Here is a 20529-nt window from a genome sequence, read left to right as displayed (position 1 = left end):
GGTCCTCGTTCTCGGGGACTACTCGTACCGCAGGGAGTCCACGGGGTCCGCTCGCGCCGCCCGCGCGGCGGGCAGGGTTCCGGCGAGGAAGGCGATCACCATGACGACCAGGATGATCGTCGCAATCGAGGCGGGGTCGAAGGCGATCAGCGTCAGCCCTGGCAGATCCGCGAGCAGGCTGGTCGAGAGGACTCCGCTCACTCCCGTGCCGACAATCATCGCGATGGCCGCGCCGATGGCGCTGCCGAGGAACCCGAGGAAGGCGGCCTCGAGGCTGAAGAGCGTGAACACGCGGCCCGAGCCCATGCCCATGGCCTTCATCAGGCCGATCTCCCGCGTGCGCTCTTGCACCGACATGTAGAGCGTGTTGACGATCCCGAATGCGGCCGCCAGCAGAGCGATCACCGCGAACGCGTTGAGGACGAGGACGATGCCATCGATCACGGCAGTGATCGTGCCCAGCTGATCGGCGATCGTCGTGCCGGTGTAGCCAGCGTCAGCGAGACGGTCCTTGAGCGCCGAGATGTCCTGCTCGGTCGCATCCGGGTCAAACCACACGGTTGCTGCTGCATAGCGGTCGGCTTGCTCCTCGGTCAGCCCGGTGGACTGCGCGTCGAAGAGCGCATCACTGAGGGCGTCATTGGTGAGGATGCTCGAGCCGTTCGGGTTGGCGAGCGCGTCTTCGGTGACTCCGACGACGGTCGCGTCGATCATGTGCTGCGTCCGCTGGGCATCCGTGATCGCGAGCGTCACGGTCTGCCCGATGGCATCCGCGTTGCTGTCGAATCCGAGCGGCTCCACGTAGGCAACGGGCAGCGCGACCTCGTACTCGGGAGCAGCAGGGTCTGGCTCTTCACCCGCCGCAAGCACGACCGTCTGGCCGGGGATGAGGCTTCCGACCGAAGCAACATAGGGGGTGCCGTCGCCAGCCTGGATGTAGTCGGGACTGATGGTGCGGACCGCGTCAACGTTCAGCACACCGTCGATGCCCTCGAGGGCATCGATGTCGTCGGGGGTCAGGGCGATCACGGTCTGGCCGGGGAAGCCGCTGGAGACGGCATCCGGGTCATACTCCTGGGGTTCGCTCGAACCGGGTGTGGTCCTGGTGCTCTCGTCGGTCTTGGTGACGGTCATCGCGTCGGAGGCGCCGACCCCGAGACGGTGTCGTCGATGTAGGCGTTGATGCCTGTGCCGAGCCCGCTGGTCAGGGTCAGGGTGAAGGCGCCGACGAAGATCGCGAGGATCGTGAGGATCGTTCGGGCTTTTGAGCGGAACGTGTTGCTGACGGCCGAGCCGATCAGATCGATGGTGTTCATGCGGCGTCCTTCGTGGTCTCGTCGACGATCAACCCATCGCGGATGACGATGCGCCGGTCGCAGCGGGCTGCCAGTTCCTCGTCGTGCGTGACCACCACGAGCGTGATCCCGTGCTCGCGGTTGAGGGTGAACAGGATGTCTTCGACGACGGCGCCGGTCGCGGTGTCGAGGTTTCCCGTGGGCTCGTCGGCAAAGAGAATGCGCGGGTTGTTCACGAGTGCCCGTGCGATGACAACCCGCTGCTTCTGGCCTCCCGAGAGGTTGAGTGCCTTGCTCCGCGCCTTGTCGGCAAGCTCCAGCTGTTCCAGCGCCGCCATGCCGCGGCGCTTGCGCTCGGTGCGGCCGACGCCCGCGATCTTCAGCGGCAGGATGACGTTCTCAAGAACCGAATCATTGCCCGTGAGGAAGAACTGTTGGAAGACGAAGCCGAAGGTCTTGTTGCGGGTCTTGTTGAGTGTGCCCCCGCGCAGCGTTGCGGTGTCGACGCCGTCGAGCGCGATGCTGCCCGAGTCGGGGGCGTCCAGCAGTGCCAGGAGGTGCATCAGCGTGGACTTGCCAGACCCGCTTTTGCCGACGATGGCGACCGATTCGCCCCCATGGATGTCGAAACTCACCCCCTTGAGTGCGTCGAAGCGGCTCTGACCGCGGCCGTAGTGCTTTCGCAGGTCACTGATCTGAAAGATCGGGGTGGACATGGGGTCTCCATTCGAGGTGGGCGATCCCCAGTCTGCGAGGCCGCGCGTGCCCGGCGCGTCCCGCCAGCGCGGACACTTCGGTACCGCATCCGCAGTAGCCGGCCGTACCGCGGGCGGGCGATGCCGCGGCCTCGGCTCTCGGGCACACTGGTGTCGTGACCCAGCAGCTCGATGTGCCAGAGGTGCCGGCGGATCCGCACCCTCGACTGCCGGCATGGCTGCCCGATGTGATCATCGGGCTGGTCGTCCTCGCTGCCGCCTTCGCCCCCGTGCCGGTCGCGGAGCTCCGACCTACGGGGCCTCTCACCCTCGTCCTGGTGCTCCTCCCAATAGCGATCTTCCCGTGGCGTCGCCGGTGGCCCCTGACCGTTCTTGTCGTGCTTCTCATCGACTTCGGCGTCGCAGCCGCTGCGGGTACGGCGTCGCCGGGGATCGCGATCGCCGTCGGTGCCGCGACCTTCCACGTCGTCGTGCGAACCACCCGCCGCCGCGGCCTGATCGTCGGGGGATGCGCGACGGCAGCGATCATCCTGCTCGCGATGCTCAGCGCCGTCGGCAGCGTCATTGAGCCGCGGGTGCTGCAGTTCGGGCTGATTGTCGCCTTCGGCACCGCTGCCGGTGACGGAGCCCGGTCTCGCCGCGCCTACATCGCTGCCATCACCGAGCGTGCCGAGCGGGCCATGCGTACGCGAGAAGCCGAGGCCAGCCGGCGCGTCAGTGAAGAGCGCCTGAGGATCGCGCGAGACCTGCACGACGCGGTCGCCCACCAGATCGCGGTGATCAGCCTTCACGCCGGCGTCGCCACCTCTGCCGTTGACACTCGTCCCGACAAGGCCAAGGAGTCGCTCACAACCATCCGCACCGCAGCGCGCGCGGTGCTCGCCGAGATCGGCGATCTCATGACGATGCTCCGCGCGGACGGTGCTGCCGATGCCAGTACGCGACCCCAGGGTGGGCTGGATCATCTCGATGAGCTTGTGGCGCAATTCACGGCATCCGGGCTGGAGGTGCAGACCCGGATCGAAGGCGACACGTCCCGGGTCTCGGGCTCGGCCAGTCACGTCGCGTATCGGGTCGTCCAGGAAGCGCTCACGAACGCGCATAAGCACGGCGCGGAGCATCGTGCGCACGTGCTGGTGCACGTCGGCGACGACGAGATCGTCGTTTCCGTCGGCAATCCGATGGACACGGGAACCCGCCCGGAGCCCGACGAGTCAGGGTCGGGGGTCGGCCTGATCGGGCTTCGCGAACGCGTGGCCTCGGTGCGCGGTACCGTCCAGGCAGGTCCCGTGCCTGCTGGATGGAAGGTCGAGGCGCGGTTGCCTGTCACTCAGGAGGAGGCGCGATGACCTCTGTCGCGGTCGTTGACGATCAGTCCCTCATCCGACAGGCGGTGGTCGACATCCTCGCCGACCAGGACGAGATCACCGTGGTCGGGCAGGGCGCAACGGGACGTGAAGCAGTCGCGTTGGCCAGCGAGCTTCATCCGGATGTCATCGTGATGGACATTCGGATGCCGGAACTCGACGGGATCTCGGCGACGGCCGAGATCTGTGCCCGTGCCGAACTGGCTCAGACGAAGGTGCTCATCCTCACCACCTTCGAAGAAGACGAGAACCTCGTCGCCGCGCTGCGTGCCGGAGCAAGCGGCTTCGTCGGAAAGGGGGCAGAGCCCGACGATATCGTCCGCGCCGTCCGCGCCGTTCACGCCGGCGACGCGCTGCTCTCCCCGTCTGCCACGCGAGCCCTGATCGACCGGTTCGTCAGCGTCCCTGCGCGGGAGAGGCCCGAGGCGTCTCCGACCCTGGCTTCGCTGACCGAACGGGAGCAGGAGGTGCTGCTCATGGTGGCGCGCGGGCTCTCCAACCAGGAGATCGCCGATGCGCTGTTCATCTCACCGCACACGGCGAAGACCCATGTGAACCGGATCATGACGAAGGTGCACGCTCACGGCCGAGCGCAACTGGTCATCCTCGCGTACGAGTCCGGGCTGCTCACACCCGGTCAGTAACGCACGTACCGTCGTGTGGTCGTGAGGACCGGAAGCCACGCCCTCCGGGGTTCCTGATCCGTCTGGGGCCGTTAGTCTGGAGCGGCGAGAGGGAGTATCCCGTTCTTGCGCGTTCGTCATCACGGGCCGGCGGCCCCGGGCGCGCACCGCGGCTGCGCGGGGGAGAGACTTTCGGTGCACGCACCTGCCCGCATCCTGTGAAAGGCCCTTGTGGACCTGACCCTTCCCCTCTGGTTCGAGATCGGCTCGCTCGTCGGCCTGACTCTCATCCTGCTGGCCGACCTGCTCATCATCCTGAAGCGTCCCCACATTCCATCGACGCGGGAATCGACGCTCTGGGTCGTGTTCTACGTGACACTCGCCCTGATCTTCGCGGGCTTGATGTGGCTGATTGCGGGCGGTGAGTACGCCGGGCAGTTCGTCGCCGGATGGCTCACCGAATACAGCCTGTCGATCGACAACCTGTTCGTTTTCGTACTGATCATGGGCCAGTTCGCGGTGCCGCGCCGCTATCAGCAGGAAGTCCTGATGGTGGGCATCATCATCGCTCTCGTTCTGCGAGGGCTATTCATCCTCGCCGGTGCCGCCATCATCGAGAACTTCAGCTGGGTCTTCTACATCTTCGGCGCGTTCCTCGTGTGGACGGCTTACCGGCAGGCTTTTCCGGGCGCCGACCACGACGACGAGGTCAAGAAGGAGAACTTCGTCGTGCGTCTGGTGCGCCGGACAGTCGACATCAGCGATCACTACGACGGTGCGAAGCTGCGCACGGTGGTCAACGGCAAGAAGCTCTTCACCCCGATGATCATCGTGTTCGTTGCCATCGGCGTGACAGACCTCATCTTCGCGATCGACTCGATCCCGGCGATCTTCGGGATCACGCAGAGTCCCTTCATCGTCTTCACCGCGAACATCTTCGCCCTCATGGGCCTGCGACAGCTCTACTTCCTGCTCGGCGACCTGCTCGATCGGCTGCGATACCTGCACTACGGGATCGCGTTCATCCTCGCGTTCATCGGTGTGAAGCTCTTCCTTCATGCGATGCACGTCAACGAGCTGCCGTTCATCAACGGGGGAGAGCACATCGACTGGGCTCCGGAGATCTCCACGTGGATGTCGCTCGGGGTCATCGTGGTCTCGATGGTTGTCGCGACCGTCGCAAGCCTCCTGGCATCCTCGCGCGAGCGTCGCGCCGCGGGTCAGGCGGAGGAGGCGGGCCCGGTGGATGCCGCATCCGTCGTCGCCGACGAAAAGGGCACCCCCTCGACCGTTGAGCAGCCAGCACCCGCGGACCGCCCCGACGAGCGCTCCTGACACCGGTGGTAGCTCGCGCCCGCTGATCTCTTCCGCGAGGGGTCGCAACACGCCGCACCGCGGATCGGGCGTACGGCGTGTTGCGACCCCTCGGCGAAGAGTCGGATGACTTGACGACGTCCCGAGCAGACTCGTTAGGGGTGCGCGCCGCTGGCCGTGCGGGTCGAGAGAGTTTCGCGCACCACGTGCGCCGCTGCCTCGAAGCCCAGCCTCCGCGAGATTCGCAAGGGGAACCACCCGGATGCGATCATCCGGTTGTACCGATCGATGTCGTGCGCCCATTGCCAGTCGTCCGTGCGGTGCTGATCACCCTCGTACTCCACGACCACGCGGTGAGCGCGAAACACGAGGTCGCCGTGATAGGTGCTGCCGTCGCTCAGTTCGACAGCGGCATTGATTTCGGGCTCGGGAAGACCAGCATCCACCAGGGCGACGCGAAGCAGGCTTTCGCGCCGGGAACGCGACCCCCGCCGGATGAGCGAGGCAGCCTCTCGTGCGCGCCGGATGCCACGGGCACCGGGTCGATCGCGGATTCCGGCGTGAATGTCGCGAATCGACGCGAGTGGCGCGTCGCCCGACACGATGGCGTCGCCGAGGGCAACAAGATCCGGCAGGTGCAGCGTTGCCGCGAGACCCAGCCAGGTGTCGACGGGCGCGGTCAGCCGAATTCCGTGGAGGGCGCGGATCGCAACGGTCCGCGAGGACTTCGAGCCGCGCACGCCAGCTCCGCGAGGTGCGCGTCCACCAGCGAGGTGAAGTACGTGCAGACTTGGGTCGTGTTCGAGGGCAAGTGGAAGCGGCAGACCCCAGAGCTGGGCGGCTGTGGCCTGAGCGAACACCACGTGTGTCGAGGCCCGAGTGCTGTAGGCGAGGCAGCGCGACAAGAGGTCTTGAGCGCGATCGGATCGCTCGCGCACGCCATGGAAGGGGGCTCTCAGGTCGCGGGCGCGAAGTCGGCGTGTCGGTACTCCTAGAGCCTGCGCCGCGCTCACCGAGAACGGCACTCCCTGCAGGGTGTCTGGCAGCGGCTGGGGATCGGGCATGCTCCACCCTGCGATGTGCCCCTTGGCTGGCATCCTGAACCCCCACGAGTGTGTGAATACCCTCCCTCTGAGCGGCCCGGTGGAGGAGCCATGTTTCACGCGAGGGGTCGCAACACGCCGTACCGACATCTGGGCCTACGGCGTGTTGCGACCCCTCGGCTAGGGCAGCACCCGACGAGCGCTCCTGACACCGGTGGTAGTCTGAGCGAATGCGGATCGCTCGCCTCCTTCTTAGCGGCCGCGACGGGTCCTAGTTCTCAGGCCAACCCCGTCGCGGAGTCTCGTCGCGGGCTTGAACTACCCTTTCCTGGAACGAAAGAGCTCATGAGCGAATCCACCATCGACGTCGGCATTCCCGATCACCCCCGCACCCTGGCCGAGAAGGTCTGGGATGACCACCTGGTCGTCAAGGGGGAGAACGGCCAGCCCGACCTCATCTACATCGACCTGCACCTGGTCCACGAAGTCACGAGCCCCCAGGCCTTCGACGGCCTGCGCGCGGAGGGGCGTCCTGTCCGGCGTCTCGACCTGACGATCGCGACGGAAGACCACAACACCCCGACGCTCGACATCGACAAGCCGATCGCCGACCTCACCAGTCGCACCCAGATCGAGACGCTGCGCCGCAACGCCGAAGAGTTCGGTGTGCGCCTGCACTCGCTCGGCGACAAAGAGCAGGGCATCGTCCACGTCGTGGGCCCCCAGCTCGGCCTCACCATGCCGGGCGTCACCGTCGTCTGCGGTGACTCGCACACCTCCACCCACGGCGCGTTCGGTGCGATGGCCTTCGGTATCGGCACGAGCGAGGTCGAGCACGTGCTCGCCACCCAGACGCTGCCGCTCAAGCCCTTCAAGACCATGGCTATCACCGTCGAGGGGGAGCTGAAGCCCGGCGTCACCGCAAAGGACATCATCCTGGCTGTCATCGCGAAGATCGGCACCAACGGCGGGCAGGGGTACGTGCTCGAGTTCCGCGGTTCGGCCATCCGCGCCCTCTCGATGGAGGGACGGATGACGATCTGCAACATGTCGATCGAGGCCGGCGCCCGCGCGGGCATGGTCGCCCCCGACGAGACGACCTTCGCCTACCTCGAGGGTCGTCCGCACGCCCCGACGGGCCAGGACTGGGAGGATGCGGTCGCCTACTGGCGGACGCTCCCCAGCGACGAGGGCGCCGTCTACGACGCCGAAGTGTTCATCGACGCGAACGAGCTCGAACCCTTTGTCACGTGGGGGACGAACCCCGGTCAGGGCGTGTCGCTGAGCGACCGCGTGCCCGCACCGGAGTCGTTCGCCGACCCCAACGACCGCGCCGCCGCCGAGCGGGCCATCGAGTACATGGACCTCACTCCCGGTACGCCCATGAAGGATGTTCCCGTGGATGCCGTCTTCATGGGCTCGTGCACCAACAGCCGCATCGAAGACCTGCGAGCCTTCGCCTCCATCATCCAGGGGCGCACGAAGGCCGAGGGTGTGCGCGTCATGGTCGTGCCCGGGTCTGCGCGCGTGCGTCTGGAGGCCGAAGCCGAGGGCCTCGACAAGGTGTTCACCGACTTCGGTGCCGAGTGGCGCTTCGCGGGCTGCTCGATGTGCCTCGGCATGAACCCCGATCAGCTCGCCCCGGGCGAGCGCTGCGCGTCGACGTCGAACCGCAACTTCGAGGGGCGTCAGGGCAAGGGCGGACGCACGCACCTGGTCTCGCCCCTTGTTGCCGCTGCCACCGCGGTGCGCGGGACGCTCTCGAGTCCGAGCGATCTGGAACCGCTGGATGCCAGTGAAACCGTCGTGACCAGCGGAGCGGAGGCCTGACATGGAGAAGTTCAGCACCCACACCGGTGTCGTCGCGCCGCTGAAGCGCTCGGCTGTCGATACCGACCAGATCATCCCCGCCGTCTACCTCAAGAGAGTGACGAAGACCGGCTTCGAGGACGCCCTGTTCGCGAACTGGCGCCAGGACCCCGAGTTCATCCTGAACCAGCCGACGTTCGCCAGCGCCTCCATCCTGGTTGCAGGCCCCGACTTCGGCACCGGCTCAAGCCGTGAGCACGCGGTTTGGGCGCTGCGTGATTACGGTTTCCAGGTCGTCCTGAGCCCCAAGTTCGCCGACATCTTCCGCGGCAACGCGGGCAAGCAGGGGCTGCTCACCGGTGTCATCGGCGAGAGCGACCTCGAGGCGATCTGGGCAGCTATCGATGCCGACCCGGGCGTACAGATGACCGTCGACCTCGAGGCGCGCACCGCCACGATCGGCGACCTTCAGGTCGCTTTCGAGATCGACGATTACACTAGATGGCGGCTCCTGGAGGGGCTCGACGATATCGGGCTCACACTGCGAAACGAAGAAGCGATCACCCAGTTCGAGTCGCGCCGCGCATCCTGGCGGCCGCGAACCCTCCCCGTTCCGTAGCCGCCCTACCGAGGCATCCGCAGATCCGATCGGTCAGCCGATGCCGAGAAACAAGTGAGGTTCATCCCGGATGAAGACGCTTCTGAGCGACGACGCCGCGCGGGCGGCAGCGACCGAACCCATCGGCGAGGTGCTGTTGGTCCGCGGCGGGCGTCCGTTGCGGGGTCGGGTGACCGTCACCGGTGCGAAGAATCTCGCGACCAAGGCGATGGTTGCGTCCCTTCTCGGGGACTCGCCGAGCACGCTGCGCGATGTGCCCCAGATCAGCGACGTGCGCGTTGTCCGGTCTCTGCTCGAGGTCCACGGCGTCAAGGTCACCGACGGCGCCGAGCCGGGCTCGCTCGTGCTCGACCCGACGGATGCCGTCTCGGCCCATATGGAAGAGATCGACGCCCACGCGGGAGCGTCCCGCATCCCGATCCTCTTCTGCGGCCCGCTTCTCCACCTGCTGGGTGAGGCGTTTATCCCCGATCTCGGCGGATGCCGTATCGGCGATCGTCCGATCAACTTCCACCTGGACGCGCTTCGCCAGTTCGGTGCTGTCGTCGAGAAGCTGCCGACCGGCATCCGACTGTCGGCCCCCGAGGGCTGCACGGTGCGAACATCGACCTGCCCTACCCGAGCGTCGGCGCAACCGAGCAGGTGCTGCTGACGGCGGTGCGAGCCGCAGGAGTGACGGAGTTGCGGGGAGCGGCGATCGAGCCCGAGATCATGGATCTCATCGCCGTGCTACAGAAGATGGGCGCGATCATCTCCTACGAGCCCAACCGGGTCATCCTCATCGAGGGCGTTGACGAGCTCACCGGCTACGACCATCGCTGCATCTTCGATCGCAACGAAGCAGCGTCGTGGGCATCGGCTGCCCTCGCCACCGACGGCGACATTTTCGTCGAGGGGGCAAAGCAGCAGGAGATGCTCACGTTCTTGAACATCTACCGCAAGGCCGGTGGGTGGTTCGATGTGCGCGAGGACGGCATCCAGTTCCGTCGTGGCGGGGCCCTCAAGCCCGTCATCGTCGAGACCGACGTGCACCCCGGCTTCATGACCGACTGGCAGCAGCCGCTCATTGTCGCGCTCACGCAGGCCGAGGGCGAGTCCGTCGTGCACGAGACCGTCTACGAGAACCGGTTCGGTTTCACGGATGCCTTGAACAAGATGGGCGCCAGCATCGTCGTGCACCACGACGGCCTGGATGCGCCGTACCGTCGCGTCCCGCGGCGCGCGCTCGAGCAGGCAGCTGTCGTGACCGGGCCCACGCGGTTGCGCGGGGCCGACGTGGTCGTACCGGACCTGCGGGGCGGGTACAGCCACCTCATCGCTGCGCTCACGGCCGAGGGGGAGTCAACGGTCCGTGGCGTCGGGATCCTGAGCCGCGGCTACGAGAAGCTCTTCACCAAGCTTTCGGCGCTCGGCGCAGACTTCGATATCGTCGGCTGACATGGGCCACCCGAAACCGCGAGCCTCTTCCGAGAAGACGCGGCCCAGCGTCTTCTGGCCGCTGGCAGCAATCGTCGTGCCGCTGCTGGGAATCCTCGCGCGTGTCGACATCCAGGATGGGCACAAGGTGCCCCGCGAGGGCGCTTTCGTGCTCGCCCCGAACCACATGAGCGAGTTCGACCCGGTCATCGTGGCGCGCGCGGTGTGGGGCATCGGCCGGGCACCTCGCTTCATGGCGAAGGAGAGCCTCTTTCGCGTACCCGTCCTCGGCGCGGTCTTGCGGGCAACGGGCATGGTCCCCGTCGCGCGAGCATCGTCGGCCGGCTCGGCCAAACAGACCATGAAGCAGGCGGAGCACCTCGTGGAGGAGGGCCGCGGTGTCATCGTCTATCCCGAGGGCAGCCTCACCCGCGACCCAGACCTGTGGCCCATGCGGGGAAAGACCGGTGCCGTGCGTCTGGCTCTGGAGGGCGACATCCCGCTCATCCCGGTCGCGCACTGGGGTGTCCAGCGCATCCTCCCGCGCTACGGCAAGCTCAGCCTGTGGCCGTTGCGCAAACGCGTGCAGGTGCTGGTGGGCGACCCGATCGATCTGTCGGCTTTCGCCGGACGCACCCGTGAGGCATCTGCGCTTGTCGCCGCAACCGACCTGCTGATGGCCGAAATCGCCCGCCTGGAGGGCGTGTTGCGGGGGGAGGCCCCGCCTGCGCAGCGGTGGGATCCGACAACCCACGGGCAGAAAGAGACGGGGCGCCTTGACTCGTAAAGAGGATGCTGCGCGGCCTCGGGTGACCGTGATCGGCGCCGGTAGCTGGGGGACGACGTTCGGCAAGGTCCTGGCCGACGGCGGAGCCCGCGTCACGATGTGGGCGCGACGCCCCGAGCTTGCCGCCGAGATCACGGAAGCAAAGCGCAACAGCCACTACCTGCCGGGAATCAATCTTCCCCGGCACATGACGGCAACCTCCCACCTCGAGGAAGCTCTCGCCGGGGCAGAGCAGATCTATCTCTCCGTGCCCAGTCAGGCGCTTCGCCAGAACCTGAAGATCATCCGTCCCCTCATCGCGGAGGCCGGAGTCCCGGTCGTGTCGTTGATGAAGGGCGTCGAACGCAAGTCGGGTCTGCGGATGAGTCAGGTGATCGAGCAGGAGCTGCGGTGCGATCCCGATCTCATCGCCGTCGCATCCGGCCCCAACCTCGCTCTGGAGATCGCAAAGGAACAGCCGACGGCGGCGGTCATCGCATCCAGCAGCCAGGAGACCGCGGATGCCGTCGCACGGCGGGCTCGCAACGCGTACTTCCGGACGTTCGTGAACACGGATGTCGTCGGTACCGAGTTCGGCGGCGTGCTCAAGAACCTGATCGCGGTGGCGATCGGGATCGTCGACGGTGTCGGGTACGGCGAGAACACGAAAGCCTCGATCATCACCCGGGGCCTCGTGGAGATGACGGACTTCGCCGTCGCGCAGGGGGCCCACCCGGCAACGCTGCAGGGGCTCGCGGGACTCGGTGACCTGATCGCGACCTGCCAGTCGCCGCTCAGTCGGAACAACACGGCCGGCCGGCTCCTCGGCCAGGGCTACAGCTTCCAGGACGTGGTGAAGCAGATGGAGCAGACCGCCGAAGGTCTGGCCTCGGTTGCACCGGTCCTGTCACTTGCGGCGGAGGCCGGCATTCACATGCCGATCGTCGAGCAGGTGAAGATGGTGTTGGACGGCACGATGAACCCCAAGGACATCGCGCCGCACCTTACGACGGACGACGACGAACCCCAGGGCGAGAGGACGCAGAATGGTGCAAGCGACGGTGGCGGTGCTGTTTGGCGGTCGCTCCAGCGAGCACTCGATCAGCTCCGTTACGGCGGGAGGGGTGCTCCGGGCGCTCGACCGTGAGCGGTTCCGGGTCATTCCGATCGGCATCACCCGCGACGGTGTCTTCGTCCTCGAAGACGACGACCCCGACAAGTTCGCCCTCGATGCCGCGCACCTGCCCGAGGTCGGTGACAACGGAACGCGCGTGCTCTGGCCCGAAGGCGGCGCCGACCGCGTGCTCCGGGTGCGCCAGCCCGATGGCAGCATCGATACGCTCGGCTCGCTCGACGTGGTGCTGCCGATCCTGCATGGCGTGCACGGCGAGGACGGCACGGTTCAGGGCTTTCTCGACACGCTCGGCATCCCGTATGCCGGCGGCGGCGTGCTGGACTCGGCACTGTGCATGGACAAGCACTTCATGAAGATCGTGCTGCAGGCATCCGGCGTGACTGTCGCGCCGTGGGTGACGATCTCTCGCGAGGCGTGGGCCTCGGACCCGGATGCTGCGCGGCGGGCCGCCCGGACCCTCGGCGTTCCGAACTTCGTGAAGCCCTCACGGGCAGGCTCGAGCGTCGGCGTCTCGAAGGTGCATGACTGGGAAGAATTCGACGCCGCCGTCGAGCTGGCCCTCGCCGAGGATGACAAGGCTCTCGTCGAGACCGCGATCGTGGGCCGTGAGCTCGAGGTCGCTGTGCTGGAGACGCCGGGCGCAGCGCCGGCCCGCGCGTCCCTGCCGGGCGAGATCGTGCTCACGACCCGTGAGTTCTACGACTTCGAGGGCAAGTACCTCGGGGAGACGGGGCGGAGGTCGTGTGCCCCGCTTCGCTCACGGATGACGAGATCGCCGCTCTGCAGACAGCAGCCGTCCGCGCCTTTGACGCGGTGGGCGGGCGGGGACTCGCGCGCGTGGATTTCTTCCTCACCCCGAGGGCATCTACGTCAACGAGCTCAACACCATGCCGGGGTTCACGCCGATCTCGATGTTCCCGAAGTGCTGGATCGCGTCGGGGATGACCTACGCCGAACTGATCAGCGACCTGCTTGACACGGCTCTCGCGCGGGGCTGAAAGCCTCGCCGCACAGACGCGGCGCCGACCTCAGCCGTCGGTGGATGACGCGCCGCTGGTCAGGTCCGTGCATTCGAGACCGTTCACGGGGAGCGTGTCGACGATGATGTTGCCGAGCGTGTCGAGAACCTCTGCGCTGGAGACCGTGTCGCTGTCGAGGTAGACCTCGACAGCCGGGTCGGTGCCGAACGAGGTGATCCGGTAGTACGGGGCGTCAGCGTCGTCGACGATCCAATCGACGCCGCTGAGCGTGGAGCAGGGAAGCGTTGTGGGCCCGGGAACGTCGACGCCACAGGCGACGATGATGTCGCTCGCGCCGTCATCGCCCCACGCGCCGGTGGACTGAGCATCCGTCCAGCGACGATCGAAGCCGTCAAGCGTCTGGGGGAACCGCACTGTCACATCGGCGCAGTGCGGGTTGTTCGCGTCGGGTGCCGGCTGCAGCGAAACCGTCGTGCTGCAGGCGGCGAGGATGAGCAGGCTCGTCGCGCAGGTCACGGTCGCGGCAGCGGCGCGTCGGGCGAACGGCATTGGTCCAATCTACCGCCGCGGTAGCGTGGGACGATGCAGGATCGGCTGGTCGGTGAGCTCTCAGAGGGTGAGATTCTGTCCGCGATCCTGCGCGAGCTCGGGCCGTCGGGAGCAGAGGTCGGTCCCGGAGATGATGCAGCCGTGCTGTCGGCATCCGATGGGCGGGTCGTCGCGACCGTCGACACGCTCGTGCATGGTCCGGACTTCCGCCTCGCGTGGTCGAGCGGGTTCGATCTCGGATGGAAGTCCGCGGCGGTGAATCTCGCTGACATCGCTGCGATGGGAGCTCGTCCGACGTCGATCCTGGTGGCGCTCGCGATGCCCGATGAGACTCGCCTCTCGTTCGTGGTCGAGCTCGCCCGCGGTCTGCGCGCCGGATGCGACGCGCTCGCACCCGGCTGCGTCGTGGAGGGCGGTGATCTGACCGTCTCCGACGTCCTCACGGTCGCGGTCACAGCGCTGGGCACACTCGATGGCCGCTCGGCAGTGCGCCGCTCCGGGGCGCGGGTCGGCGATGTCGTTGCCGCCACCGGGCATCTGGGCGATGCTGCGCGCGGCCTGCGTCTGCTGTTCGACAGGTTCCGGGATGCCGAGGGTCGGCCTGTCCCGGTGGATCGATCGGACCTGTCGGGCGCCGAAATCCGGGAGCTGGACGCGCAGTTGCGGCCCGCCCCCGCCATCGGTGACGGCGTCCGTGCCGCCCTCGCGGGCGCGACAGCGATGATGGACCTCTCGGATGGCCTCGTGCTGGATGCGGGACGCTTGGCCGTCGCATCCGATGTCACCCTCGACCTGCGCCGCGAGGAGCTTGGCCCCACCCCGACGATGCGCTGACAGGCGGCGAGGACCACGGCTTGCTCGCGACGTTCCCGACGACCGACTCCGTCCCCGACGGCTTCACGATCATCGGGGTGGTCCGTGAGCGGGCAGCGGCTCCCGTCCTCGTCGACGGTGCCCCGTTCGAGGGAGCCGGCGGGTGGGACCCTTATCGCGACTGGGACGCGTCGCGTGGCTGATCGACCTCGTCAGCCAGGCCGATCCACCACACTGCCGTGTCGCCGTACCGCCGGTGGCGCTCAAGGGTGAGACCTGCAGGAAGCGCCGGCTGGGGTGAGCGTGCGGCGCGTTCCACGACCACGATGGCGTCCGGTGCCAGCGCGGGCACCAGCAGGCGGAGAGTCTCGTGGAGGCCGTCCTCGTCGAGGTCGTACGGCGGATCGATGAAGACGAGGTCGTACGGTCCCTGCGACGTCGCGAGGTAGGCATCCGTCGTGGCCCGGTGCACGCGACACGCGCCGTCGGTGGCCTTCCCCACACGCTGAGCATTGCGCTCGATCACGCTGGCAGCGCGCGGGGATTTCTCGACGAGGTCGACGTACGTCGCGCCGCGGCTGAGCGCTTCGAGCCCCAGCGCACCCGACCCTGCGTACAGGTCCAGTACTCGGGCGCCGGTGGTCGCATCGGCGGCGTCGAGCGAGCCGAAGATCGACTCTCGGACCCTGTCGCTGGTCGGTCGTGTGCCGCTTCCCGGGACCTCGAGGGTCAGGGAGCCCGCAGCCCCGGCGATGATCCGTGTCACCCGTCCACTGTACAAACGGCGCCGGGGCTCGGTGCCGTGCCTCCGCGCGTCGGATGCTCTGCCTAAACTCGGGTGCATGGTCGCCCTCACGCTGTCGTCGCGGCTGGATGGCGCGCTCGGGGGCAAGACGGCGAAGGCGCTCGAGCGCGCTTTCGCGATGCGCACCGTCGGTGACCTGCTCGAGCACTACCCGCGCCGGTATGCGCGCCGCGGAGAGCTCACCCCCATTGCGTCCCTGCCCATCGGGGAACCGGTCACGATCGTTGCCGAGGTTCGCCGGGCATCCGAACGACGGATGCAGAACCGTCGCGGATCTCTGCTCGAGGTCGTGATCAGCGACGGCAACGGGGAGCTCACCCTGACCTTCTTCAACCAGTCGTGGCGGATGAAGGAACTCGTCCCGGGCAGGCGCGGCGTTTTTGCGGGGAAGGTCGGGGAGTACCGCAGGTCGTTGCAGCTTGCCCATCCGGACTACGAGCTCTTCGACGACGAAGACCGCGCCCGCGCGACGGCCGAAGCAACCGCGAACCTTCCCGTCCCGATCTACCCCGCTACCGCGTCCCTGGCCAGCTGGCAGATCGCGAAGTTCGTGGGGATGGTCCTCGACGGTCTCGACGACCTCCCCGAGCCGCTGCCCGAGGACCTCCGCCGGGCTCATGGTCTGCTGTCGTATCGCATGGCGTTCGAGCGCATCCACCGGCCCGATTTTCCGGATCAGGTCGAGCCGGCCCGGCAGACCCTGCGCTGGCACGAGGCACTGGTGCTGCAGACGGCGCTTCTGCAGCAGCGCCAGTTCGTCCGGGCGATGTCGGCGACCCCGCGTGAACCGGGCGAGCTGCTCGAACGCTTCGATGCATTGCTGCCGTTCACCCGAACCCCCGATCAACTCGAGGTCGGTGAGCAGATCTCCCGGGACCTCGTCGGCGCGTGGCCCATGAACCGGCTCGTCCAGGGCGAGGTCGGGTCGGGCAAGACCCTCGTCGCGCTGCGTGCCATGCTGCAGGTCGCCCAGAGCGGCGGGCAGTCGGCCCTCATCGCTCCCACGGAGGTGCTCGCCTCGCAACACCTGCGGTCGATCGCGCGGATGCTCGGCCCTGACCTGGCGGTCGAGCTCATGCCCACGCTCCTGACCGGTCAGCTCACGGCGGCGGAGCGGCGGCGGGCGGCGCTGCGCGTGGCATCCGGGCAGTCACGCATCGTCGTGGGCACCCACGCCCTCCTGAGCGAGGCCACGACCTTCGCCGACCTGGGGCTGGTCGTCGTCGACGAGCAGCACCGGTTCGGTGTCGATCAGCGTGAGGCGCTGCGTGCGAAGGGCACGACGCCACACGTCCTCGTACTCACCGCGACACCGATCCCGCGCACCGTCGCGATGACCGTGTTCGGCGACCTCGACGTGTCCACGATCCGGTCGATGCCCGCGGGTCGTGCCGGCATCGAGTCGTTCGTCGCACCGATCGCCGACCGCCCGGCCTGGTTTGGGCGCGTCTGGGATCGCGTGGCCGAGGAAGTCGCCCAGGGACGCCAGGCGTTCGTCGTCTGCCCCGCGATCGACGCCGCAGCATCCGGAAAGCCTGCAGCTGACGAGGTCGATGAGGGTGTGGGGGAGGACTCCACCGGTGCCCCGGCCGAGGAGTCGTCCCGGAAGACCCGCTGGGGCGTGGTCCAGCTGGCTGAGCTGCTGTCTCGGCATCCGGCCTTCGAGAATCTCACTGTCGAGATCCTCCACGGAAAGATGCCCGCAGATCAGAAGGATGCCGTCATGCAAGCCTTCGCGGCCGGTCGCATCGATGTGCTCGTGGCAACGACCGTCGTCGAGGTCGGCGTGGACGTGCCGAACGCCTCGACGATGGTGATCCTCGAGGCTGACCGGTTCGGGGTTTCTCAACTGCATCAGTTGCGCGGCCGGGTCGGCCGAGGCTCGGTGCCGGGGCTATGCCTGCTCGTGACCGAGAGTGAGCAGGGCACGTCGGGGCGCGCGCGGGTCGAAGCGGTGGCGGCGACTCTCGACGGCTTCGCCCTGGCCGAGGTCGATCTGGAACTGCGCGGCGAGGGTGATGTGCTGGGAGCTGCCCAGTCAGGCGTGCGGTCTTCGCTCCGCCTGTTGCGGGTCGTGACGGATGCTGATCTCATCGCCCGGGCTCGCTCTGCCGCAGAAGACATCCTCGCCGCCGATCCCGCCCTGATGTCTCATCGTGCGCTCTCCAACGAGATCGAACGGCGGGTCGGTCAGCAGGAGCGGGCCGCTCTCGCCAAGAACTGAGGGTGACCCCGATAGGCTTGAGGCATGAACAGTCGGATCGCCGTGGTTCCGGGCTCCTTCGATCCGCCGACTCGTGGTCACCTCGATGTCATCCGTCGCGCGGCCCGGCTGTACGACCAGTTGCACGTGGTCGTCGTTCACAACCCCGGGAAAGAGGCGATGCTCCCGATCGCGCAGCGCCTGTCGCTGCTGGAGCAGTCGATCGCCGAGGAAGACATCGACGGCAATGTCGTGGTGGCCTCGTGGAGCGTGGGTCTGCTCGTCGATTACGCGCGCGATGTCAATGCCGGGGTGCTCGTGAAAGGCATCCGTTCGCAGGCGGATGTCGTGTACGAAGTTCCGATGGCGGTCGTCAACCGCGACCTGGCGGACGTTGAGACCGTTTTCCTGCTCCCCGATCCCGCGCACGCGATGGTGTCGAGCTCGCTCGTCCGGCAGGTCGCCGCTCTCGGCGGTGATGTGTCGGCGTACGTACCGCCCGCCGTGTCGCGGTTCCTGCACACCGGCGGACACGACCTCTGAGCGCTCGCCGAGACCGGTAGCTCTCACGCGGGTAGCATGGACCCCCGTGAGTAGGCAGCACTCGGGACCGTTCGTGGTCCCCGTCCGTGACATCACGTACCGTCCCGGCGAGATGCGGGAGTTCTCCCTGGAGATCCCGGCTCCGCAGAAGTGGGGAGAGGGACTGGTTTCCGTTGCGGAAGGCGAACCGGTCGTCGTGGACGTGCGGATGGAGAGTGTTCACGAGGGGATTCTCGCGAGCGGCGAGGCCGAGACCGAGTACACCGGGGTCTGCGGACGCTGTCTGGGTGAGGTCGCTGAGAGCGTCCGCGTCGCGTTCCAGGAGCTTTTCGCGTATCCTGGGCGAGAAGAAACTGACTTCGAGGTTCAAGACGACCACGTGGATCTTGAAACTCTGGTCAGGGATGCGATCGTCCTGTCGCTTCCATTTCAGCCGGTGTGTCAGCCGGATTGCCCCGGCCTTGATCCGGCCACGGGTGAGCGACTGACCGACAACACCGGTTCGCTCGAGCGCGAACCCATCGATCCCCGGTGGGCGGCGCTCCAGGGCTACACAACCGAGGACGACACCACAGACCACGGCGACCACGACTCACGCGCGTGAGTGGGCTGCCGAGAAGAAAGAAATGAGCTGAACAATGGCTGGTAACCCCCCGAAGCGCAAGGTCTCGCGTTCGAACACCCGCTCGCGCCGCGCGCAGTGGAAGGCCGACGCCCCCACCCTGGTGAAGACCGTCGAGAACGGCAAGACCGTTTACAGCCGCCCGCACCAGGCGAAGGTCGTCACCGACTCGCAGGGAACCGAGCTGTTCTTGGAGTACAAGGGCCGCAAGGTCGCCGACGTCTGAGCGTCGCAGCGACGTGACAACTCGCGAGTCTGCTGAACTCGCGCAGAAGCTCGGGGTCGAGATCGACCCCGAGCTTCTCGCGCTGGCACTGACCCACCGGTCCTGGGCCTACGAGAACGGCGGAGTTCCCCATAACGAGCGGCTCGAGTTCCTCGGCGACTCCGTGCTCGGTCAGGCCGTCACCGTGCGGCTGTACCGTGCGCATCCCGAACTCGACGAAGGTTCGCTCGCCAAACGACGCGCCGCCGTCGTATCGACGGTTGCGCTGGCAGAGGTTGCCCGTGGCATCGACCTCGGAGCGTACGTCGCGCTCGGACGCGGTGAGGAACAGACCGGAGGGCGTGAGAAGGACTCGATCCTTGCCGACACGATGGAGGCCGTGTTCGGAGCCACGTACCTCTCAGCGGGCCCGGATGCGGCATCCGATCTGGTGCTGCGGCTCCTCGAACCGTTGCTCTCTGACCCCGACCGGTACGGGGCAGCTGTCGACCCCAAGACCGCGCTGCAGGAGCTTGCCGCCCGCCGCAGCGTCGCGCCGCCGGCCTACGAGGTCTCATCGACCGGACCGGATCACGATCGCCGGTTCACTGCCGTCGTCGTCGTGGGTGACCACCGCGCCGAGGGAGTCGGAACCAGCAAAAAGCAGGCGGAGATGGCCGCTGCGCTCTGTGCGTGGCGCGACCTCACCTCCCGCGCCTGACGGTCGTCGCACCTGAACGCTGCCACAGCACCATGCCTGAGCTTCCGGAAGTCGAGGTGGTCCGCGCGGGTCTCGCGCCCGCTGTCACGGATGCCGTCATCGAGGCGGCCACCGTCAGCGACGACCGCGCCCTGACTCGGCATCCACCGGGCGCCGCCGACTTCGAGAGGCGCCTCGTGGGTCGCCGCATGGCCGGACCGGCGCGACGCGGGAAGTTCCTGTGGATCCCGCTCGCTGCCGCGGACCCCGGCGCGACACCGACGGAGGCCGTGGTCGCGCATCTCGGCATGAGCGGGCAGATGCTGCTGCGTCCCTCGGGGCACCGCCGGAGCGCCATGAGCGCGTGCGGCTCGATATTCGGCATCCGGATCATGGCGATCTGGCCGTGGTCTTCGCCGATCAGCGCACGTTCGGCTCCCTTGCCATCGACCCCCTCCAGGGGACTCCCGACGGACTCGCGGGGGCCTCGGCACGCACGATGCCCTCGTGCCCGCCCAGGTTGCGCACATCGCGCGCGATCCGCTGGATCCCGGCTTCGACCGTCGTGCCTTTCGCGCCACGCTCGCCCGCAAGGCGTCGGCGATCAAACGGGTGCTCCTCGACCAGACCGTGGTGTCGGGCATCGGCAACATCTACGCAGACGAATCGCTGTGGGCCGCACGTATCCACCCCGATACACCCGCGGATGAGCTGAGCACCCGCGCCGTCCACCGCCTGGTTGCCGAGGTACAGGCAGTGCTCGAGAAGGCCCTCGCGGAGGGTGGGACGAGTTTCGACGCGCAGTACGTCAACGTCAACGGACAGGCCGGATACTTCGCGCATTCCCTCACTGCCTACGGCCGGACCGGTCAGCCCTGCCCGCGGTGCGGCCGCCCCATCGTGAAGGTGTCATTCACGAATCGGTCGAGCCACTTCTGCCCGCACTGCCAGCGTCCACCCCGGATGTCGGGGCCTGAATCGATCCGCCCGCGATAGGAGAAGAGCA

General features: G+C 67.4%; 20 protein-coding genes and 3 pseudogenes. 17 read left to right on the top strand and 6 right to left on the bottom strand.

What is annotated here, in order from left to right:
* Nucleotides 1-18 precede the first annotated feature (18 nt).
* From IT882_RS09340 to IT882_RS09335, 3 genes are read right to left on the bottom strand one after another with little or no spacing between them, the layout of a single operon-like run.
* Complete coding sequence (locus tag IT882_RS09340; RefSeq protein WP_229382029.1) at nt 19-1134, bottom strand: ABC transporter permease; 1116 nt, start codon at nt 1132-1134, stop codon at nt 19-21.
* Entirely contained in the window at nt 1131-1316 is a 186-nt protein-coding gene (locus tag IT882_RS16460; RefSeq protein ID WP_229382028.1) for a hypothetical protein, read from the bottom strand. The genes IT882_RS09340 and IT882_RS16460 overlap by 4 nt, the downstream gene beginning before the upstream one ends.
* A complete protein-coding gene (locus IT882_RS09335) occupies nt 1313-2011 on the bottom strand; it encodes an ABC transporter ATP-binding protein (RefSeq protein ID WP_195691653.1) in 699 nt (232 codons plus the stop codon). The genes IT882_RS16460 and IT882_RS09335 overlap by 4 nt, the downstream gene beginning before the upstream one ends.
* 155 nt (nt 2012-2166) lie before the next feature.
* On the opposite strand from IT882_RS09335, the gene IT882_RS09330 reads away from it, so the two are divergent.
* The 3 genes from IT882_RS09330 to IT882_RS09320 all read left to right on the top strand — a co-directional run bounded on the left by IT882_RS09330 (nt 2167) and on the right by IT882_RS09320 (nt 5336).
* Nucleotides 2167-3360: a sensor histidine kinase gene (locus IT882_RS09330; RefSeq protein ID WP_195691652.1), complete on the top strand. Its 1194-nt coding sequence runs from the start codon at nt 2167-2169 to the stop codon at nt 3358-3360.
* Nucleotides 3357-4022 carry a response regulator transcription factor gene (locus IT882_RS09325; protein WP_195691651.1) on the top strand — a complete coding sequence of 222 codons (666 nt, stop codon included), beginning with the start codon at nt 3357-3359 and terminating at the stop codon, nt 4020-4022. The genes IT882_RS09330 and IT882_RS09325 overlap by 4 nt, the downstream gene beginning before the upstream one ends.
* Before the next feature lie 216 nt (nt 4023-4238).
* Nucleotides 4239-5336 carry a TerC family protein gene (locus IT882_RS09320; protein ID WP_195694249.1) on the top strand — a complete coding sequence of 366 codons (1098 nt, stop codon included), beginning with the start codon at nt 4239-4241 and terminating at the stop codon, nt 5334-5336.
* 134 nt (nt 5337-5470) lie between these two features.
* Here the strand turns inward: IT882_RS09320 and IT882_RS09315 are convergent, their stop codons facing one another.
* The gene (locus IT882_RS09315; RefSeq protein ID WP_195691650.1) at nt 5471-6379 is read right to left on the bottom strand and encodes a hypothetical protein; all 909 of its coding nucleotides are present in this window, start codon (nt 6377-6379) and stop codon (nt 5471-5473) included.
* 324 nt (nt 6380-6703) lie between these two features.
* Here IT882_RS09315 and leuC point away from each other — a divergent pair, with 324 nt between their 5' ends.
* The 6 genes and pseudogenes from leuC to IT882_RS09285 all read left to right on the top strand — a co-directional run bounded on the left by leuC (nt 6704) and on the right by IT882_RS09285 (nt 13101).
* Entirely contained in the window at nt 6704-8188 is a 1485-nt protein-coding gene (leuC, locus tag IT882_RS09310) for a 3-isopropylmalate dehydratase large subunit (protein WP_195691649.1), read from the top strand.
* Nucleotide 8189: 1 nt separating this feature from the next.
* Nucleotides 8190-8786 (top strand): 3-isopropylmalate dehydratase small subunit, encoded by a 597-nt coding sequence (leuD, locus tag IT882_RS09305; RefSeq protein WP_195691648.1) that lies wholly within the window; start codon nt 8190-8192, stop codon nt 8784-8786.
* Between the two features lie 70 nt (nt 8787-8856).
* Nucleotides 8857-10223 (top strand): annotated as a pseudogene (gene murA, locus IT882_RS09300) (UDP-N-acetylglucosamine 1-carboxyvinyltransferase).
* Nucleotide 10224: 1 nt separating this feature from the next.
* Nucleotides 10225-10989, top strand: coding sequence for a lysophospholipid acyltransferase family protein (locus tag IT882_RS09295; RefSeq protein WP_195691647.1), 765 nt, complete (start codon nt 10225-10227; stop codon nt 10987-10989).
* A gap of 28 nt (nt 10990-11017) precedes the next feature.
* On the top strand, nt 11018-12115 hold the full coding sequence (locus IT882_RS09290) for an NAD(P)H-dependent glycerol-3-phosphate dehydrogenase (protein WP_229382387.1): 1098 nt from the start codon (nt 11018-11020) through the stop codon (nt 12113-12115).
* Nucleotides 12015-13101: pseudogene (locus IT882_RS09285) on the top strand (D-alanine--D-alanine ligase family protein). The gene IT882_RS09290 and the pseudogene IT882_RS09285 overlap by 101 nt, the downstream one beginning before the upstream one ends.
* A gap of 30 nt (nt 13102-13131) precedes the next feature.
* On the opposite strand, the gene IT882_RS09280 reads toward IT882_RS09285, so the two are convergent.
* On the bottom strand, nt 13132-13632 hold the full coding sequence (locus IT882_RS09280) for a DUF3515 domain-containing protein (protein WP_195691645.1): 501 nt from the start codon (nt 13630-13632) through the stop codon (nt 13132-13134).
* 33 nt (nt 13633-13665) lie between these two features.
* Between IT882_RS09280 and thiL the strand changes: the two genes are divergently transcribed.
* The gene (gene thiL, locus IT882_RS09275) at nt 13666-14466 is read left to right on the top strand and encodes a thiamine-phosphate kinase (protein ID WP_324253867.1); all 801 of its coding nucleotides are present in this window, start codon (nt 13666-13668) and stop codon (nt 14464-14466) included.
* 20 nt (nt 14467-14486) lie between these two features.
* On the top strand, nt 14487-14648 hold the full coding sequence (locus IT882_RS17090; RefSeq protein ID WP_324253866.1) for a hypothetical protein: 162 nt from the start codon (nt 14487-14489) through the stop codon (nt 14646-14648).
* Here the strand turns inward: IT882_RS17090 and rsmD are convergent.
* Nucleotides 14618-15211, bottom strand: coding sequence for a 16S rRNA (guanine(966)-N(2))-methyltransferase RsmD (gene rsmD / locus IT882_RS09270; RefSeq protein WP_195691644.1), 594 nt, complete (start codon nt 15209-15211; stop codon nt 14618-14620). The genes IT882_RS17090 and rsmD overlap by 31 nt on opposite strands.
* Before the next feature lie 76 nt (nt 15212-15287).
* Between rsmD and IT882_RS09265 the strand changes: the two genes are divergently transcribed.
* From IT882_RS09265 to mutM, 6 genes and pseudogenes are all read left to right on the top strand, one after another.
* Nucleotides 15288-17474, top strand: coding sequence for an ATP-dependent DNA helicase RecG (locus tag IT882_RS09265; protein WP_195691643.1), 2187 nt, complete (start codon nt 15288-15290; stop codon nt 17472-17474).
* Between the two features lie 24 nt (nt 17475-17498).
* The gene (gene coaD / locus IT882_RS09260) at nt 17499-17996 is read left to right on the top strand and encodes a pantetheine-phosphate adenylyltransferase (RefSeq protein WP_195691642.1); all 498 of its coding nucleotides are present in this window, start codon (nt 17499-17501) and stop codon (nt 17994-17996) included.
* 112 nt (nt 17997-18108) lie between these two features.
* Nucleotides 18109-18600, top strand: a complete 492-nt coding sequence (locus IT882_RS09255; protein WP_195694247.1) for a YceD family protein — start codon at nt 18109-18111, stop codon at nt 18598-18600.
* Nucleotides 18601-18634: 34 nt separating this feature from the next.
* A complete protein-coding gene (gene rpmF / locus IT882_RS09250) occupies nt 18635-18844 on the top strand; it encodes a 50S ribosomal protein L32 (RefSeq protein WP_195691641.1) in 210 nt (69 codons plus the stop codon).
* Nucleotides 18845-18857: 13 nt separating this feature from the next.
* Complete coding sequence (rnc, locus tag IT882_RS09245; RefSeq protein ID WP_195691640.1) at nt 18858-19544, top strand: ribonuclease III; 687 nt, start codon at nt 18858-18860, stop codon at nt 19542-19544.
* Between the two features lie 32 nt (nt 19545-19576).
* Nucleotides 19577-20519: pseudogene (gene mutM, locus IT882_RS09240) on the top strand (bifunctional DNA-formamidopyrimidine glycosylase/DNA-(apurinic or apyrimidinic site) lyase).
* Nucleotides 20520-20529 lie beyond the last annotated feature (10 nt).

This window comes from Microbacterium schleiferi (genome assembly GCF_015565955.1).
GTDB classification, from domain to species: domain Bacteria; phylum Actinomycetota; class Actinomycetes; order Actinomycetales; family Microbacteriaceae; genus Microbacterium; species Microbacterium schleiferi_A.
Note: the sequence above shows the minus strand (reverse complement) of the source record. Positions and strands in the feature narration are given on the sequence as shown.